General features: G+C 72.8%; 12 protein-coding genes. 7 read left to right on the forward strand and 5 right to left on the reverse strand.

The features are described 5' to 3' along the window. Positions 1-35: 35 nt before the first annotated feature. Both ACZ60B_RS24320 and ACZ60B_RS24325 read right to left on the reverse strand, forming a co-directional pair. Positions 36-2216 (reverse strand): MMPL family transporter, encoded by a 2181-nt coding sequence (locus tag ACZ60B_RS24320; RefSeq protein WP_469390262.1) that lies wholly within the window; start codon positions 2214-2216, stop codon positions 36-38. Between the two features lie 301 nt (positions 2217-2517). Next, positions 2518-3030, reverse strand: a complete 513-nt coding sequence (locus tag ACZ60B_RS24325) for a MarR family winged helix-turn-helix transcriptional regulator (protein ID WP_469390264.1) — start codon at positions 3028-3030, stop codon at positions 2518-2520. 114 nt (positions 3031-3144) lie between these two features. Between ACZ60B_RS24325 and ACZ60B_RS24330 the strand changes: the two genes are divergently transcribed. Then, positions 3145-4674, forward strand: coding sequence for an SDR family oxidoreductase (locus tag ACZ60B_RS24330; RefSeq protein ID WP_469390266.1), 1530 nt, complete (start codon positions 3145-3147; stop codon positions 4672-4674). A 212-nt stretch (positions 4675-4886) separates the two neighbouring features. Next, the gene (locus ACZ60B_RS24335; RefSeq protein ID WP_469390268.1) at positions 4887-6260 is read left to right on the forward strand and encodes a cryptochrome/photolyase family protein; all 1374 of its coding nucleotides are present in this window, start codon (positions 4887-4889) and stop codon (positions 6258-6260) included. A 176-nt stretch (positions 6261-6436) separates the two neighbouring features. On the opposite strand, the gene ACZ60B_RS24340 is transcribed toward ACZ60B_RS24335, so the two are convergent. Further along, entirely contained in the window at positions 6437-7540 is a 1104-nt protein-coding gene (locus ACZ60B_RS24340; RefSeq protein WP_469390270.1) for a MerR family transcriptional regulator, read from the reverse strand. A 136-nt stretch (positions 7541-7676) separates the two neighbouring features. Here ACZ60B_RS24340 and ACZ60B_RS24345 point away from each other — a divergent pair, with 136 nt between their 5' ends. After that, positions 7677-8279: a sigma-70 family RNA polymerase sigma factor gene (locus ACZ60B_RS24345; RefSeq protein WP_469390272.1), complete on the forward strand. Its 603-nt coding sequence runs from the start codon at positions 7677-7679 to the stop codon at positions 8277-8279. Between the two features lie 301 nt (positions 8280-8580). Then, on the forward strand, positions 8581-9021 hold the full coding sequence (locus tag ACZ60B_RS24350; protein WP_469390274.1) for an SPW repeat protein: 441 nt from the start codon (positions 8581-8583) through the stop codon (positions 9019-9021). 130 nt (positions 9022-9151) lie between these two features. Here the strand turns inward: ACZ60B_RS24350 and ACZ60B_RS24355 are convergent, their stop codons facing one another. Continuing rightward, positions 9152-10618, reverse strand: a complete 1467-nt coding sequence (locus tag ACZ60B_RS24355; RefSeq protein WP_469390275.1) for an APC family permease — start codon at positions 10616-10618, stop codon at positions 9152-9154. Positions 10619-10740: 122 nt separating this feature from the next. Between ACZ60B_RS24355 and ACZ60B_RS24360 the strand changes: the two genes are divergently transcribed. Together ACZ60B_RS24360 and ACZ60B_RS24365 are read left to right on the forward strand one after the other, a co-directional pair. Then, positions 10741-11925: an ROK family transcriptional regulator gene (locus ACZ60B_RS24360; RefSeq protein WP_469390277.1), complete on the forward strand. Its 1185-nt coding sequence runs from the start codon at positions 10741-10743 to the stop codon at positions 11923-11925. A 177-nt stretch (positions 11926-12102) separates the two neighbouring features. Continuing rightward, the gene (locus tag ACZ60B_RS24365; RefSeq protein ID WP_469390279.1) at positions 12103-14853 is read left to right on the forward strand and encodes a glycoside hydrolase family 2 protein; all 2751 of its coding nucleotides are present in this window, start codon (positions 12103-12105) and stop codon (positions 14851-14853) included. A 38-nt stretch (positions 14854-14891) separates the two neighbouring features. On the opposite strand, the gene ACZ60B_RS24370 is transcribed toward ACZ60B_RS24365, so the two are convergent. Beyond that, positions 14892-16340, reverse strand: a complete 1449-nt coding sequence (locus tag ACZ60B_RS24370) for a hydrolase (protein ID WP_469390281.1) — start codon at positions 16338-16340, stop codon at positions 14892-14894. Positions 16341-16556: 216 nt separating this feature from the next. Between ACZ60B_RS24370 and ACZ60B_RS24375 the strand changes: the two genes are divergently transcribed. Beyond that, positions 16557-16820: a GlsB/YeaQ/YmgE family stress response membrane protein gene (locus tag ACZ60B_RS24375; RefSeq protein WP_469390283.1), complete on the forward strand. Its 264-nt coding sequence runs from the start codon at positions 16557-16559 to the stop codon at positions 16818-16820. Positions 16821-16873 lie beyond the last annotated feature (53 nt).

Consider the following 16873-nt stretch of genomic DNA (forward strand, 5'->3'; position numbering starts at 1 on the left):
TGCGCCGACCGGGGGACGGGTCTCGTACGGGGCCGTCAGCGCGGCGCGTGCTCCTGCGACTCCGGCGCGGAGTCCGCCGGGTCGAGCGGCCCGCCGTCCGCGGTCCGCGCGGTGTCCGCGGCGGAAGTCCGGCTCAGCCGTCCCGGCCACCACGACCTGGCCCCGATGTCCAGCACCAGGGACGGGACCAGGAGCGAGCGCACCACGAGGGTGTCGAGCAGGACGCCGAAGGCGACGATGAAGGCGATCTGCACCAGGAAGGCGAGCGGGATGACCCCGAGGGCGGCGAAGGTCGCCGCGAGCACCACGCCCGCGGAGGTGATGACCCCGCCGGTGCTGACCAGACCGCGCAGCACGCCCTGGCGCACTCCGTGCCGCATCGACTCCTCCCGGACCCGGGACATGAGGAAGATGTTGTAGTCGACCCCCAGGGCGACCAGGAACACGAAGCCGTACAGCGGGACCGACGCCTCCGTGGCGGAGAAGCCGAACACATGGCGGAAGACGAGGGCCGAGACACCCAGTGTGGCCAGGAAGTTGAGCGCCACGGTGGCCACGAGCAGCGCCGGCATCAGCAGCGAGCGCAGCAGCACCGTCAGGATGACGAAGATGATGACGAGGACCACGGGGACGATGAGGCCTCGGTCGCGCTCGGCGGTGCGCAGGGTGTCGTACTGCTGGGCGGTGTAACCGCCGACGACGGCGTGCGCGCCGGGGATCGCGTGCAAGGTGGTGCGCAGCCGGGCGACGGTCCGCTTGGCCTCGTCGCTGTCCGCGGCGGAGGTGAGGGTGACGTCGACGAGCACCCGTCCGTCGACGACCAGGGCCTTGCCGCCGGGGCGGCCGGAGCCGGCCACACCGGCGGCGGAGTCGACACCCTCGGTGTCCTTGGCCGCCGCGACCACCCGGTCCAGTGCCGCGGCGTCGGCGACGACCACCGTCGGGTTGCCGGAACCGCCGGGGAAGTGTTCGCCGAGGGACTTCTGGGCGGCGACGGAGGGCACGTCGTTGACGAAGATCTCGTCGAGGGGGACGCCTCGGGAGCTGAGGGCCGGGGCGAACGCGACGCACGCCAGCAGGCCGGCGAGCGAGATCGCCCAGACCTTGCGGGGCGACCGGTCGACGAGCTGCGCGACCCGGTGCCACACCCCCGCCCCGGCGCCGGGACCCCGGGCGGGCTTGGGCTTCGCGGGCCAGTAGGCGGCGCGGCCCAGCAGGACGAGGGCCGCGGGCAGGAACGTCAGGGCGCTGAGCGCGGCGCAGCAGATGCCGATGGCGCCGACCGGGCCGAGTGCCCGGTTGTTGGTGAGGTCGCTGAACAGCAGGGCGAGCAGCGCGAGGGCCACGGTGGCCGCGCTGGCCACTACGGCGCCCCAGGACTGCCGCAGCGCGGCCCGTACGGCCGTGAACCGGTCCTCGCCCAGGGCGAGTTCCTCGCGGAAGCGGGCGGTCACGAGCAGGGCGTAGTCGGTGGCGGCCCCGATGACGAGGATGGAGAGGATGCCCTGGATCTGTCCGTCGACGCGGACCACGTCGTGGTCGGCGAGCACGTAGACCACCGCGCAGGCGAGCCCCAGCGCGAAGACCGCGCCGAGGATGACGATCAGCGGCAGCAGCAGGCTGCGGTAGACCAGCAGCAGGATCACCAGGACGGTGACCAGTGCCACGACGAGGAGCAGTCCGTCGATCCCGGAGAACGCGTCGGCCAGGTCGGCCTGGCCGGCGGCCGGTCCGGCCAGCTGGACCGTGGTGCCGGGGACGCGCGCCGCTGCGGACCGGATCCGGTCGAGGGTGTCGGGGAGTGCGGCTCCGAGGTCGGGCCGCAGTTGCACGACGGCTTCCAGGGCCGCGCCGTCCGCGGAGGGGATCGCGGGCGACACCCGGCCGACGACGCCCGGCATACCGGGGAGCGAGGCCAGCGCACGGTCGGCCGCCGCGCGGCTGTCGGCGATCCGGGCGCCCGCAGCGGCGTCGGCGGGGGCGGTCCACAGGACGATCGCCGGCAGTGTCTCGTCCTGCCGGAAGGCCCGCTGTTCGGCGACGACCTCGGTCGACTCGGCGCTGCGCGGCAGGAACGCGGCACGGTCGTTCGTCGCGACCTCGCCCAGGCGCCCGGCGTAGGGGCCGAGCAGACCGCCGACGCCGAGCCACACGGCGAGCAGGACCAGTGGGACGAGCCGGACCAGTCGGCGGGCCCGTCGTGGAGTGGTGGACATGGTTCTCCGTGCTCCGAGGGAGGAAGGGTGTCTCGACGGTAGATAATCTTAATGAAAAACAATCTTGATGATTGAGATATATCGACCGGCGACGATCGTAGACGACACCCACCCTTCGGCCGCCCACCGGCCCGCGGATGCGCGGACACGCAGACGTTCGAACACGCGGGCACATGAGCCCATGAGCCCATGGCCACACAGGCACACGGGCACACGGGCACACAGGCACACAGGCACACAGGCACACAGGCACACAGGCCACGATGGCGCCGGATGTGCTGACGTGCGGGCCGCCGCCCCGTCAGTGTCCGGAATGGGGATCCGTGATCCCGGCGAGTTCCTCGTTCATGGCCGTCAGGAAGCGCAGGACCAGCGCCAGCTCGTCCTCGGTGAAGCGGGACCGGGCGGCCGCCGTGGCGTCCGCCAGCGGACGGAAGTAGGTCCGGGCCGCCGGCAGGGCGCCGGCCGCGTAGTGCAGGTGCACCACCCGGCGGTCGGCGCTCTCCCGGACACGGCGGATGTGTCCCGCGCGCTCCAGCCGGTCCACGCACGCGGTCACCGCGCCCGAGGTGAGCCCGAGGTGCTCGCGCAGCCGCTTCGGGGTCATCGGTCCGTCGGAGTCGAGGATGGCCGCGAGCGCCTGGACGTCCGTCGGGTGCAGTCCCTGCTCCCCCGCGAACCCCTGCATCAGACGGTTGATCTCACCGTTCATCCGGCGCAGCTGGACGCCGAAGGCGGGCAGGTCGGTCGGCACCGCGTCGTCGGGGGACCGCTGTCCCCGCGCGAGCTGCTCCCGGTCGTTCGCTGTGGCCACACGGTCAGCGTATAGAAACCCGAACGCCGCATCCGGAGGGGTCCGGCGCGGGGAAGTGATGCGGGAGGGATCGATCCCGATCGAGGGGGCCGCGACGCGAAGGACCGCATGCACATGAACGCAGACGACCCCGGAGCCGGGCTGCGCTGCCTGGTGACCGGTGCCACCGGCTACATCGGCGGCCGGCTCGTCCCGGAACTGCTCGACGCGGGCCACCGGGTGCGGTGTATGGCCCGCTCCCCCGAGCGGCTGCGCGACCATCCGTGGGTGGACGAGGCGGAGGTGGTGCGCGGCGACGTCACCGACGCCGAGTCCGTCGCCGCCGCCCTGCGGGACATCGACGTCGCCTACTACCTGGTGCACGCCCTGGGCAGCGGCAAGGACTTCGAACGGACGGACCGGGAGGCCGCCCGGGTCTTCGGCGAGCAGGCCCGGGCCGCGGGCGTACGCCGGATCGTCTACCTCGGCGGCCTGGCCCCCGAGAAGGTCCCCGAGCACGAGTTGTCGCCGCATCTGCGGTCGCGGGGGGAGGTCGGCCGCATCCTCCTCGCCTCGGGGGTGCCGACGACCGTGCTGCGGGCGGCCGTCATCCTCGGCTCCGGGTCGGCCTCCTTCGAGATGCTGCGCTACCTCACCGAACGCCTCCCGGTGATGGTCACCCCCAGCTGGGTGCACACCCGGATCCAGCCGGTGGCGGTGCGGGACGTGCTGCGCGTCCTGGTCGGCAGCGCCCGGATGCCCGCGGACGTGAGCCGCGCCTTCGACATCGGGGGGCCGGACGTCCTGACGTACCGGGAGATGATGGTGCGCTACGCCGCGGTCGCACACCTGCCGCGCCGTCTCATCGTCTCCGTGCCGATGCTCTCCCCGGGCCTGTCCAGTCACTGGGTCGGCCTGGTCACGCCGGTGCCCGCGGCGATCGCGCGGCCGCTGACCGAGTCGCTGCGGCACGAGGTCGTCTGCCACGAGCACGACATCGTCCGGTACGTCCCCGACCCGCCGGGGCATCCGATCGGCTTCGACGAGGCGGTCCGGCTCGCGCTGCGCCGGGTGCGCGAGGCGAAGGTGACGACCCGGTGGTCGTCCGCGTCCGTGCCCGGCGCCCCGAGCGACCCGCTGCCCACCGACCCGGACTGGGCGGGCGGCAGCCTCTACACCGACGAGCGCGAGCAGCCGGTCGAGGCGTCCTGCGCGGCGCTGTGGCGGGTGATCGAGGGCATCGGGGGCGAGAACGGCTGGTACTCCTTCCCGCTGGCCTGGGCCGTGCGCGGCTGGATGGACCGGCTGGTCGGCGGGGTCGGACTGCGCCGCGGCCGCCGGGACGCGACGCGGCTGCGGGTCGGCGACTCGCTGGACTTCTGGCGGGTCGAGGAGATCCAGCCGGGACGGCTGCTGCGGCTGCGCGCCGAGATGCGGCTGCCGGGTCTGGCCTGGCTGGAGATGTACGTGGACGCGGACGGCGACGGCCGCACCCGGTACCGCCAGCGCGCCCTGTTCCATCCGCGCGGACTGCTCGGCCAGGCCTACTGGTGGAGCGTCTCCCCCTTCCACGCCGTCGTGTTCGGCGGGATGGCCCGCAACATCGCCCGCGCCGCGGCGGCGAGCCCGGTCCGCCCCGACACGGATCGCACGCCCCCGGGCTGACGGCCGCGTCCACCACGCCACCCGTACCCGGGAGCGTCCACGACCGCGCGCCACCGGTACTCCGGGGCACCCGCGACCGCCGTGCCACCGCCGTCCCCACCCGGGAGCACCCGCATCCGCAGCGCCACCCCTGCCCGAGAACACCCGCATCCACCGGACGTCCCGGGCCGGAAGCACCTCAGCGGCCCCCACTCTTCTCCGGAGCATGCCTCATGAACGTCTCGGTCGTCCTGTTCACCTGCGACCTCCGTCTGCACGACCATCCGCCGCTGCGCGCCGCCCTCGACGGCGCCCGGCAGGTCGTACCGCTCTTCGTACGCGATCCGGCCGTGGACGGCGCCGGGTTCGCCGCCGCCAACCGGCTGGCGTTCCTCGCGGACTGCCTTCGGGACCTGGACGCGGGACTGCGCGAGCGCGGCGGGCGGCTCGTCCTGCGCCACGGCGACGTCGTCGAGCAGGTCTGCAAGGCGGCGGCCGAGTCGGACGCGGACGAGGTGCACATGGCGGCCGACGTCAGCGCCTTCGCCCAGCGACGCGAGGAACGGCTGCGGGCCGCGCTGGAGGCCCAGGGCGTACGGCTGCACGTCCACGACACGGTGAGCACGGCCGTCCCGCCGGGTGCCGTGACGCCGGCCTCCTCGGACCACTTCGCCGTCTTCACCCCCTACTTCCGGCAGTGGTCGCAGCAGGCGCTGCGCGACACTCTCCGCGCGCCGCGCGCCGTGCGGGTCCCGGACGGCGTCGGTTCCGATGAACTGCCCTGCCGGAAGGAACTCACCGCGGTGTCGGAGGGCCTGGCCGCGGGCGGCGAGACGGCGGGCCGGGAGCGGCTCACGGCCTGGCTCCGCCGCGGCGTCGACGCCTACGAGACCGGCCAGGACGACCTCGGCGGCGACGCGACCTCCCGGCTCTCCCCGCACCTGCACTTCGGCACCCTCTCCCCCGTGGAGGTCGTCAACCGGGCGCGCCGCGCGGGCGGTCCCGGCGCCGACGCGTTCGTACGACAGCTCGCGTGGCGGGACTTCCACCGCCAGGTGCTCGCCGCGCGCCCGGCGGCGGCCACCGCCGACTACCGCACCAAGCGGGACCGCTGGCGGTCCGAGCGCACGGCGCGGGAGGACGTGGCGGCGTGGCGGGAGGGCCGCACGGGCTATCCGGTGATCGACGCGGGAATGCGCCAACTCCGTTACGAGGGCTGGATGCACAACCGCTGCCGACTGCTGACGGCGAGCTTCCTCACCAAGACGCTCTACGTCGACTGGCGGGTCGGCGCCCGGCACTTCCTGGACCTGCTGGTCGACGGGGATGTCGCCAACAACCAGCTCAACTGGCAGTGGATGGCCGGGACCGGCACCGACAGCCGCCCCAACCGGGTGCTCAACCCCGTCACCCAGGCCAAGCGGCACGATCCCGACGGGGACTACGTACGCCGGTGGGTGCCCGAACTGGCGCGCGTCGAGGGGCCGTCGGTGCACGAGCCGTGGAAACTCCGGGGGCCGGAGCGCGCGGCGGTGGACTACCCGGAGCCGATCGTCGACCTCGCCGAGGGACTCGCCCGCTTCCGGGAGGCCCGCGGACGCGACTGAGTGCGCCCCGTCCTAAGAGCTCCGGACAAAAGTGGGGCCGATCGGCGGACGGTGTCCGGTGCGTGCGATCGCAAGACGCCGGAAGGTCCTTGCAGCGGAGCCACCAGGGCCTTTCGGCAACGCCGCGAGCGTGCGTGCCGGGCGCCGTCCGCCGGGCCCCGCTTTTGTCCGGAGCTCTAAGTGTCCGCCGGGCCGCCCGGGCTCCCTGGCCGCCGGACCCGCCGAACGCCGAGCCCGTCGAACTCCGCGTACAGACCGGCCAGTACGTCCAGCGCCTCCCTCAGGCTGTTCGGTCGCGCCATCTTGTGGGTGGCCCGGCCGAGCCAGCCGGGACCGGCGAGCATCATCAGGGGCTGTCTGCGGGCGCCCTTCACGCCCCACTGCGCGGCGGCGACGTGCTGGGCCAGCGGCAGGCTGGCCGAGGAGCGCGCCTGGGCCCACAGGACCACGGCCGCGGGTCCGAGCCGCCCGACCGCGGCGATCAGCGCCTCGGCGGGTACGGCCGCCCCGAACATCCGGGTGGGCACGCCGAGTTCGCCCAGTCCCGCGTCGAGCGCCTCCAGCGGCAGGGTGTGCTGTTCGCCGGGGACGCAGGCGAGCACCACCGGTCCCGGCGCTCCGGGATCGACGTCCGCGTACCGTCCGATGGGGCGGGTGTGCCGGTGCAGGGTGCCGGAGACATGCCAGGACAGCAGGTGCTCGACCTCGACGTAGCGGTCTCCGGACGAGGCCCACTTGCGTCCCACCGCGTGCAGCGTCGGCACCATCACCTCCTGCCAGGCGACCGTCAGCCCGTGCTCCTCGACGGCGCGGGCCAGCTGCTCCTGAACCGCGGGGGCGTCGAGCCGGACGGCGGCGCGGGCGAGGCCCCGGCACTCCTGGCGCACGTCGCCCAGAGGCAGCGACCCGGTCGCGGCGGGCACGGCCGGGGCGGCGGCCCGGGGTGCCGTGCCGGCCGCCTCGCCCTGCGCGGCGCGGGCCGCCTCCGCGGGCGGCACCCCGGCGGACGTCAGCCGGCACATCGTCTCCAGCGTCGCCACGTCCTGCCGGGTCCAGCGCCGGTGGCGTCCGTCGGGGCGGACCGCCGGACCGATGCCGTATCTGCGGTCCCAGGAGCGCAGCGTGGTGGGCGACACCCCCAGCCGGCGGGCCACCGCACCGGTGGTCAGACCCGCGACGGCCGCACCGTCGTTCGACTCCTCGTCCGGGACCTCGTTCGGGGACTGACTCGGGGACCCGCTCGGGCTCTCGGCCGGGGTCTCACTCGCGGACTCGCTCATGAGCCGACTCTACGACGGCCAACCGATGCACAACCGATGCGCATTGAGCGGACGGCTCCGCCGCTCGCAGGATGGCGCTACCGGTGCCCGTCGACGGTGTCGTGGACCGGTCCGTACGATGCGAGGAGTCGCCGCCATGAGTCCGGATCCGAGCGCCGCGTCGCCTCCCGCCGCCCCGCTGTGGACCCGGCCGGAGGAGTCGTACTCCGACGAGGAGCTGGCCCGCGGTCTGGTGGCGGGCGACGAGGCCTGTCTGGCCGTCGTCTGCCATCGCTGGTCGGCACTGGTGCACACGCTCGCCCGGCGTTCCCTGGGGGACGCCAGGGAGGCGGAGGACGTCGCGCAGCAGGTGTTCCTGGGGGTCTGGCGCGGCCGCCTGGGCTACCGCCCGGAGCGCGGCACGCTGGCGGGATGGATCGTCGGCATCACCAGGCGCAAGGTCGCCGACGCGCTCGGCGCCCGGACCCGCCGCGCCGACCTCGTCGCCGCGGCCGGCTCCATGCTCGCGCCCGCCGCGCGGCCGCAGCCCGAGGCCGTCCTCGACCGGATGCTCGTCCACCACGAGCTGGCCCGGCTCCCGGCCCCCCAGCAGCGGGTGCTGCGGCTGACCTTCTACGAGGACCTGACCCAGGCCCAGATCGCGGAGCGCACCGGCCTCCCCCTGGGCACGGTGAAGAGCCACGCGCGCCGCGGGCTGCTCCGGCTGCGCAGCTGCCTCCACCAGGAGACGTGCGCCTGAGGCGACACGGGCCGGGCGGGCGACCACGTGCCGCAATCGCTTTCGATGCACGAACAATGCATCGATCAGACCGATGGATCGATCGACACCCGATCCGTACCCGACCGACACTCGATCCGCGTCCGATCGGCGCCCGAGCCGCGCCCGATCCGCGCTCTTCCGGTGGCCTGGAAAGGGTGGCGATCGACCTGATCTCGTCACCCTCTACACATAAGGGGGAAATAAGAGCAGAATGGGGTACAAGCGGCGTTCACCGCATACCGCGCCAGCGGTTCGGCCTGTCAGCCAAAGGAGACGCGTCATGGCCAACGTCTCACCGACCAGGGGTGACATATCCACTCACCCCGATGCCGCCGAAATGCGGGAACGGTACGCCCGCATGCTCGGTGGTCGTGATGTGGTGCTCATGGACGGGCCGGTGTTCCTGCTCGGCCTGTACTGCGCCGCGTCCCCGTGGATACTCCACTACACGCTGAGCCAGCCGGCGCTCGTGCCCCACAACCTGATCATGGGCGTGGCCATCGGCCTGCTGGCCCTCGGATTCACCGCCGCGCCCGCCCGGATGTACGGGCTGAGCTGGGCCATGTGCGCCCTCGGCGTGTGGATGATCATCGCGCCCTGGATCGTCGGCACGAGCCCCGACACCGGAGTCGTGCTGAACAACATCATCATCGGCGCGCTGGCCATCATCCTCGGCATGATGTGCGCGGTGACGGCGGCACGCAGTCTCCCCAAGCCATAAAGTCTCGCAACTATCACAGGAGGCGAGTCGACGGGCCGGCCGGTCCGCATCCAGCGGGCCGGCCCGCCTGTGTCCGCCCACGGACGCCCACGGACGCCCGTCGACGGCTCGGACGCCCGTCGACGGCCGGTCAGGTTCCGGCGGGCTCCGCCTCCGGCGCGGACGGGGCGTCGTACCGCTCGCTGATCTCCTTCCCGCCGAACGGCCACACCTTCTCCCGCCACGCCCAGACCAGGAACGCCACGCAGCCGAGGGCCAGCCAGGCCAGCGACCATTCGATGGGATGCCGGCCCGGGGAGTTGTGGTCGGCGTAGCCGTAGATGACGCACCAGCCGGCGAGCGCGAGGACGCTCGGCAGCGGGTAGAGCCACATCCGGTACGGGCGGCCGAGCGTCGGCCGGCGCCTGCGCAGGACCGTCAGCGCGACGATCTGGGCGAGCGCCTGGACGATCACCATCACGGTGGTCAGCAGCTGGATCAGTGTCGCCAGGTCGGTGTGCCGGCCGATCAGGAAGCCGATCGCGGTGATCACGCCCATCGCGGCCAGGCCCGGCACGGGGAACCGGTGCCGGGGGTGGAGCTTCGCGAACGGGCGGAAGAACACCCCGTCGCGGGCGGCGTCGTACGGCACCCGCGAGCCGCCGAGCAGCCCGGTGAACACCGAGGCGAAGGCCGTGATCAGGATCAGGACGGTGACCGTGTCGGCGGCGCCCCTGCCCCAGGTCTCCTCCAGCACCGCCGACGCCACCGAGGTGGAGGCGATGTCGGCCGGGTCGGTCATCCGGCGCCAGTCGACGACGCCGAGCGTGCCGATCTGGAGCAGCAGGTAGATCCCCATGATGCCGAGGACGGAGAAGACGATGGAGCGCGGCAGGGTGCGGCCGGGGTCCTTGATCTCGGCGCCCATGTAGGCGGTGGTGTTGTACCCGAGGTAGTCGTAGATGCCGATGGTCAGACCGGCGGCGAAGCCGGGCCAGAAGCGGCCGCTCGTCAGGTCGAAGGCGCCGGCCGGGTAGGTGAAGGCCAGGTGCGGGCTGAAGTGGGTGGCCGCGGCGGCGATCACCAGGACCACCGAGGCGATCATCACCACCCACATCACGGCGGTGATGCGCGCGATGTGCTCGATGCCGCGCCAGAGCAGGAGCACCACCAGGGCGATGACACCGAGGCCGATCAGATCGCCGGACGTCCGGCCCAGATCGGGCGCCAGATAGCCCAAGTACTGGACGAAGCCGACCACGCCGGTGGACATGATCAGCGGGATGAAGAGCATCGCCGTCCACACGAACAGGAACGGCACCAGCCGCCCGGTGCGGTACTGGAAGGCCTGGCGGAGGTAGACGTAACTGCCGCCCGAGCCGGGCATGGCAGCGCCCAGTTCGGCCCAGACGAGCCCGTCGCACAGCGCCAGCACGGCGCCCGCGACGAACCCGACGACCGCCTGCGGGCCGCCGAACGCGGCGACCATCAGCGGGATCGTCACGAACGGACCGATGCCGCACATCTGGCTCATGTTGATGGCGGTGGCCTGGAACGGACCGACGCGGCGGACGAACCCCCCTGGGGCAGGAGGGGCAGGGGGCGGGGTACCGGACATGAGGACTCCTGACACGCGGCAGGGAGACGGGCTCGCCCGGCGGACCGACCGAGTGGCCGATATAGTTAAGGAGTTTTACTAGAGGCGTCAAGTATGCGTCGGCAGTGCACGAGAATGGTCCGATGCCCGCAAGTGACGCCGTAGAGCCGCCGGATCGGCCCTGGAACCGGCAGCGCCTGCGCAGCACCAACGAGCGGCTGCTGCTCGACCGGCTGCGCGGCCTCGGCGCGGCGTCCCGCGCCCAGCTGGCCCGTGAGACCGGGCTGTCCAAGCCGACCGTGTCCAGCGCGCTGGCCGCGCTGGAGGCCGTCGGGCTGGTCCACGAGGTCGGCACCCACGCCCCCGAGCGCGGGCGCACTGCGGTCCTGTACGCCCCCGACCCGGCCGCGGGGTACGCGCTGGGCGTCGACGTCGGACGCGGCTGGCTGCGGGTGGCGGTCGCCGATCTCGACGGCACGCTGGTCGCCCGCGCCGACGTACGCAACCGGGCCCGCGGCTCCGGCGCGCTGGCGGACCTGGTCGTCTCCACCGCCCGGCAGGTGGTCGCGAACTCCGGCGTGGACCCGGCCGAGGTGGTGCACGGGGTGGTCGGCACGCCCGGCGTGTACGACGAGAAGCAGCGCCGGGTGCGCTACGCGATGCATCTGCCGGGGTGGGGCAGGGCCGGCCTGCTGGAGGAGCTGCGGGAGGCCCTGGGCGTCCCGCTGGAGATGCACAACGACGCCAATCTGGCCGCGCTGGGCGAGTACACGTACGGGGTCGGCGCGGGCAGCCGGCTGTTCGCGTACATCCTGATCGGCACCGGTCTCGGCATGGGGGTGGTCAGCGAGGGACGGCTGTTCACCGGGGCGCACGGGCTGGCCGGGGAGATCGGCTTCCTGCCCTGGCCGGGACAGCCGAAGCCGGAGCGGCTGGAGGACGCGGTGTCGGGGGTGGCCGTGGTGGAGGCGGCGCGCCGGTTCGGGATGAGCGGGCAGCTCACCGCGAAGGCGGTCTTCGAGGCGGCCCGCCGCGGCGACCCGGCGGCGCTGCGCGCGGTGCGGCTGGAGGGCGAGCGGATCGCCCACACGGTGGCGGCGGCCGCCGCCGTGCTCGACCCCGACCTGGTGGTGCTCGGCGGGGGCGTCGGCCACAGCGTCGACCTGCTGCTGGGGCCGGTCCGGGAGCGGCTGCGCGCGCTCACGCCGCTGCGGCCGCGGATATCCCCGAGCCGACTGGGTGAGGACGCGGTGCTGCTCGGCGCGGTGGCGACGGCGCTGGGCACGGCCCGGGACACGGTGTTCGAGCGCAGGTCCTCGGGGGCGTGAACCCCCGGCCGTCAGGGCCGCGACGACCCGGCCGACCGCGGCCCCGACGGCCCGGCCGGCCGCGTCCTGGACACCCGGGCCGCGGTCGTTGACCCGCCCTGCCTCGCGTCCTAGCTTGAGTCAAGTCAGTAAAGTTTCCTAACTTTATGACGCTCCTTTACGAGGCTGGAGACCGCCGTGTTCCCTCGCCCCGCCGCCCGTCGCTGTCTCGCCGCCTCCGCCCTGGCCATGGGGCTGGCCTGGTCGCTCGACCCGGGTTCGTGGGCCGAGACCCGGCACCCCGCGCCACCGGCCGGACGGGTCCGGACCGCCCGCGTTCCCGCCACCCACGTTCCCGCCACCCACGTTCCCGCCGCCGCGGACACCGCCACCCCGCTCACCGGCTATGCGATCCAGTCCACGGCGAAGGTGACCGACGCCCCCTCGGCCGTCTCCTCCCCCGGCTATCGAACGGCTGGCTGGTACCGGGCCGGTCCTCGCTCCACCGTCCTCGCGGCCCTGCTCGCGGCCGGCCTCCACGCCGATCCGTTCCGCTCCACCAACCAGCAGCGGATCCCGAAGGCCGACTTCCAGGTGCCCTGGTGGTACCGCTCCGACTTCACCGTCACCGACCTCACGGCACGCACCTATCTCGACTTCAGCGGCGTGATCTCGGCGGCGGACGTGTACGTGAACGGCAGGCGCGTGGCCGGGACGGCGGACGTCACCGGCGCCTACACCCGGCACGAGCTGGATGTCACCTCCCTCGTCCGGGCGGGCACGAACACGGTCGCCTTCCGGGTCCGGCCCAACGATCCGGACAAGACGCTCACCATGGGCTGGCTCGACTGGATCCAGCCGCCGCCCGACCAGAACATGGGCATCGTGCGCGACGTCGTGGTCCGCCGGGGCGGGCCGGTCGCGCTGCGCGACGCCCACGTGGTGACGGAGCTGGACGTGCCGTCTCTGGCATCTGCGCACCTGACGGTCAAGGCGCGGGCCCGCAACGACTCCGGCGCGGCCGTCACCGCCGAGGTCGGCGGCCGCGTCGGTGGCACGTCGTTCACCAGGACCGTCACGCTCGCCGCCCACGAGACGAAGACCGTGACCTTCACCCCCGCCGACGTCCCCGGCCTGCGGCTGGCCTCTCCGAAGGTCTGGTGGCCCGCGGGCATGGGCGGCCAGCCCCTGTACGGCCTGGATCTGACCGCGTCGGTCGCGGGCCGGGTGTCGGACACCGCGCACGAGGACTTCGGCATCCGCGACGTCCGGGCGCCGCTGAACGCCGACGGCGCCCGGCAGTACCGGATCAACGGCCGCCGACTGCTGATCAAGGGCGGCGGCTGGTCGCCGGACGAGTTCCTGCGCTGGGACGGCACCTACGCCGAGGACCGGCTGAAGTACGCCCTCGACCTCGGCCTCAACACCATCCGGCTGGAGGGGCACATCGAGCCGGACGAGTTCTTCGACCTCGCCGACCGGTACGGCGTCCTCACCCTGCCGGGCTGGGAGTGCTGCGACAAGTGGGAGGGCCAGGTCAACGAGGACGGCTCCGGCGAGAAGTGGACACCCGCCGACTACGCCGTGGCCAAGGCCTCGATGGCCGCCGAGGCCGCCCGGCTGCGCGGCCACCCGAGCGTGATCTCCTTCCTGATCGGCAGCGACGCCGCCCCCGACGCCACCATCGAGAAGAACTACCTCGCGGCCCTCGAGGCCGCCGACTGGCCCAACCCCGTGATCCCCGCCGCGTCCGACGCCTCCGCGCCCGTGTCGGGCCGGTCCGGGATGAAGATGTCCGGCCCCTACGACTGGGTGCCGCCGCACTACTGGTACGCCAAGCGGGAGGGCGGCGCCACCGGCTTCAACTCCGAGACCAGCGCGGGCCCCGACATCCCCACCCTGGACACCCTGCGCCGGATGATGACGCCGGCCGAGCTGGACACCCTCTGGAAGAACCCGGACGCCAAGCAGTACCACCGCTCCCCGTCGGCCGCCTTCGGCACGCTCAGGCTCTACGACAAGGCCCTCGCCGGCCGCTACGGCGCCCCCACCGGTCTCACCGACTACGTGCGCAAGGCACAGCTCGCCCAGTACGAGGCCGTGCGCGCCCAGTTCGAGGCGTACGGGCGCAACGCGACCGACGCCTCGAAGCCGTCCACCGGGGTGATCTACTGGATGTTCAACAGCGGCTGGACGTCGCTGCACTGGCAGTTGACGGACCGTTACCTCGACCAGGGCGGGGCCTACTTCGGTGCCAAGAAGGCCGACGAGCCGCTGCACGTGCAGTACTCGTACGACGACCGCTCGGTGGTCGTGGTCGCCAACCGGCCCGCCGCCGCCTCCGGACTCACCGTACGGGCCACGCTGTTCGACCCCGACGGCACCCGGCGCTACGACCGGACCGTCACCGGGGTGGCGGTCGGCGGCCACGGTGCGCGCACCACCGCGCTCACGCTGCCCGCGTCGGTGAACGGCCTGTCGACGACGTACCTGGCACGGCTGGTGCTGACCGACCGGGCCGGCCGGGAGGTCGGCCGGAACGTGTACTGGCTGTCCAGGAAGGCCGACACGCTCGACTGGGCGCACAGCGACTGGTACTACACGCCGACGACGGCCTACGCCGATCTGCGGGGGCTGGCGTCGATGGCGCGGGTGCCGGTCTCGGCGACGGGCTCGACGGTGTCGGCGGGCGGCACCTCGACGACCAGGGTCACCGTGCGCCGCACCGGCGGCGGCCGGACGCCGTCGCTGCTCACGGACGTCCACCTCGTGGACGCGAACGGCCGCCCGGTGCTGCCCGTGCGCTGGTCGGACAACCAGGTCAGCCTCTGGCCCGGCGAGTCGACGACGCTGACCGCCACCTACCGGACGGCCGATCTGCGCGGCGGTGCGCCCCGGCTGCGGATCTCCGGCTGGAACGCGAAGGAGCTGACGGTACCGGCGGGTTGATCCCGCGGGCCCGGCCGAGTCCGGGCCCGCAGGGGGCGTCAGCTGACGCTGAGCGCGGTGTCGTCGAGGACGAACGACGTCTGCAGGGTGGAGCCCTCGACACCGGTGAACTTCAGGGTGACGGTCTGGCCGGCGTAGCTCGCCAGACCGAAGCTGCGCTGGGTGTAGCCACTCGCGGCGTTCAGGTTGGAGTAGGTCGCCAGGGTGCTCAGGACGGTCCCTGAGCTGTTGAGGACCTGGACCTTGAGGGTGTCGTAGGCCGTGCTGGTGGTGGTCTCCGCCGTGTCGATGTGCAGATAGAAGCTGAGGGCGGCGGTGGTGCAGGCGGCGGGGATGGTCACCGACTGGGACAGGGTGTCGGTGGTGGCGCTGCCGTAGCCGTCCAGCCAGGCGTAGTACGAGCCCGTACGCGGCGACTGGCTGCTGGAGTCGGTGATGACGCCGCTGCTGGCGCTCCAGGTGGTGCTGCCCGCCTCGAAGCCGTTGTTGCCGAGCAGTTGGGCGGCGGTGCAGGTGCCGGAGCCGCCTCCGCCACCGCTGCCGCCCGAACCCGCCAGCCAGGCGGTGGCGTTGAGGGCGAGGGCCGCGTTGGTGGCGCCGGTGTCGTTCCAGCCGTCGTACAGGGTGTTGCCGGACTGGCCCGTGCCGTCGTCGATGGGCGAACTGTCGCCCCAGAAGGCCACGCGGCCGCTGCCGAAGGTGCTGGTCAGGAAGAACGCGCCGGTGTTGCCGGAGTAACCGCTGCGGTAGAGAAGGCCCTTGACCGAGGAGTTGTCGGCGGGCTTGAGGGTGGCCGTGGTGCCGTCGGCGATCAGGCTCTTGGTGACGGTGCCGAAGGAGCCGTGCAGCACCGCGTCGCCGCTGTCGCTGATCGCGGCCGGGTAGCCGGAGCTGATGTCCAGGGAGTCGATGGAGAAGCCGAAGGGGTCGGTGGAGTCGACGCTGTTGTTGCTCATCAGGTCGTTGAGGACCTCGACCGCGTCCTCGCCGTCGCTGTTGCGGTCGGCGCCGGTGTGGTCGGAGATCATGAACAGCCCGCCGCCGTTCTTGACGAAGTTCATGATCGCGGTCTTCTCGGCGGTGGAGAAGAGCGTGTTCGGTTCCGGCAGGACCAGCGTGTCGAAGTTCGCCAGGTCGGTGGCCGTGGAGCCGCCGTAGCCGAGGCTGGAGCCGGACGGGAGTGTCTTCAGGCTGTAGCCGCCGGTCTTCTGGAGGGCCACGCCCCAGGAGGACAGGGCGCCGGTCCAGTCCGTCTCCGCGGACGGGGTGGAGTCCTGGGAGAGCGGGTCGGGCTGACTGGTGGAGATGATCCAGTCGGCGTTCCCGGCCGTCTCGGCGTGGGCGTTGTCGAACAGGACGCGGTGCGTGGTGGCCGCGTGGGCCGGCGCCACGTCGGTGGTGACCTGAAGGGCGGCCGCGGTGACGAGCAGCCCGAGACCGGCGAGGCCGGTGGTGAGTCTGCGGCGGGACCTTCTTGATCCGAGCATCCGTCGAACCTCCGTGTGGGGTCAGGACATTGCGGGTGCGAGCGCCAACTCTGCGCGCGTAGACCGAAGGTGGGGGTGTCTACACGCGTGGAACGCTTGAAAGGTACACGGCATCAAGGCCTCGGAACCATCAAGCGCGGGCAATAACCGGAAGGGACTGCACCTCGCTCCGGCGGGCAGATGCAGGGCAGCGAGGTCCGACCGTAAGGGGAGGAAATGGAGATCTCGAGCATCTTCAGCGCGATCATCATCGGCATCGTCATCGGCGTGCTCGGACGGCTCGTCGTCCCGGGACGCCAGCACATCGGCATCCTGTGGACGATCGCCGTGGGCATCCTGGCCGCGTTCGTCGGATCGGCGATCGCCGCCGCGTTCGGCGTGGCCGACACCAAGGGCGTCGACTGGATCGAGTGGCTCATCCAGATCGGCCTCGCCGCCGTCGGCGTGGCCGCGCTGGACCGGTCCCGGGCACGGCGGTAGGGCCTGTCCGGCGATTCCCGTCGTCCGCCCGGAGGGCGGGGCGGGCGGCCGCC

The sequence above is a fragment of the Streptomyces sp. NPDC104096 genome, assembly GCF_055584385.1.

What these genes read in the sequence shown, in the direction of transcription:
- ACZ60B_RS24320 (WP_469390262.1), bottom strand. Translation starts at nt 2,216, where the DNA reads ATGTCCACCACTCCACGACGGGCCCGCCGACTGGTCCGGCTCGTCCCA.
- ACZ60B_RS24330 (WP_469390266.1), top strand. Translation starts at nt 3,145, where the DNA reads ATGAACGCAGACGACCCCGGAGCCGGGCTGCGCTGCCTGGTGACCGGT.
- ACZ60B_RS24335 (WP_469390268.1), top strand. Translation starts at nt 4,887, where the DNA reads ATGAACGTCTCGGTCGTCCTGTTCACCTGCGACCTCCGTCTGCACGAC.
- ACZ60B_RS24340 (WP_469390270.1), bottom strand. Translation starts at nt 7,540, where the DNA reads ATGAGCGAGTCCGCGAGTGAGACCCCGGCCGAGAGCCCGAGCGGGTCC.
- ACZ60B_RS24345 (WP_469390272.1), top strand. Translation starts at nt 7,677, where the DNA reads ATGAGTCCGGATCCGAGCGCCGCGTCGCCTCCCGCCGCCCCGCTGTGG.
- ACZ60B_RS24350 (WP_469390274.1), top strand. Translation starts at nt 8,581, where the DNA reads ATGGCCAACGTCTCACCGACCAGGGGTGACATATCCACTCACCCCGAT.
- ACZ60B_RS24355 (WP_469390275.1), bottom strand. Translation starts at nt 10,618, where the DNA reads ATGTCCGGTACCCCGCCCCCTGCCCCTCCTGCCCCAGGGGGGTTCGTC.
- ACZ60B_RS24360 (WP_469390277.1), top strand. Translation starts at nt 10,741, where the DNA reads ATGCCCGCAAGTGACGCCGTAGAGCCGCCGGATCGGCCCTGGAACCGG.
- ACZ60B_RS24370 (WP_469390281.1), bottom strand. Translation starts at nt 16,340, where the DNA reads ATGCTCGGATCAAGAAGGTCCCGCCGCAGACTCACCACCGGCCTCGCC.
- ACZ60B_RS24375 (WP_469390283.1), top strand. Translation starts at nt 16,557, where the DNA reads ATGGAGATCTCGAGCATCTTCAGCGCGATCATCATCGGCATCGTCATC.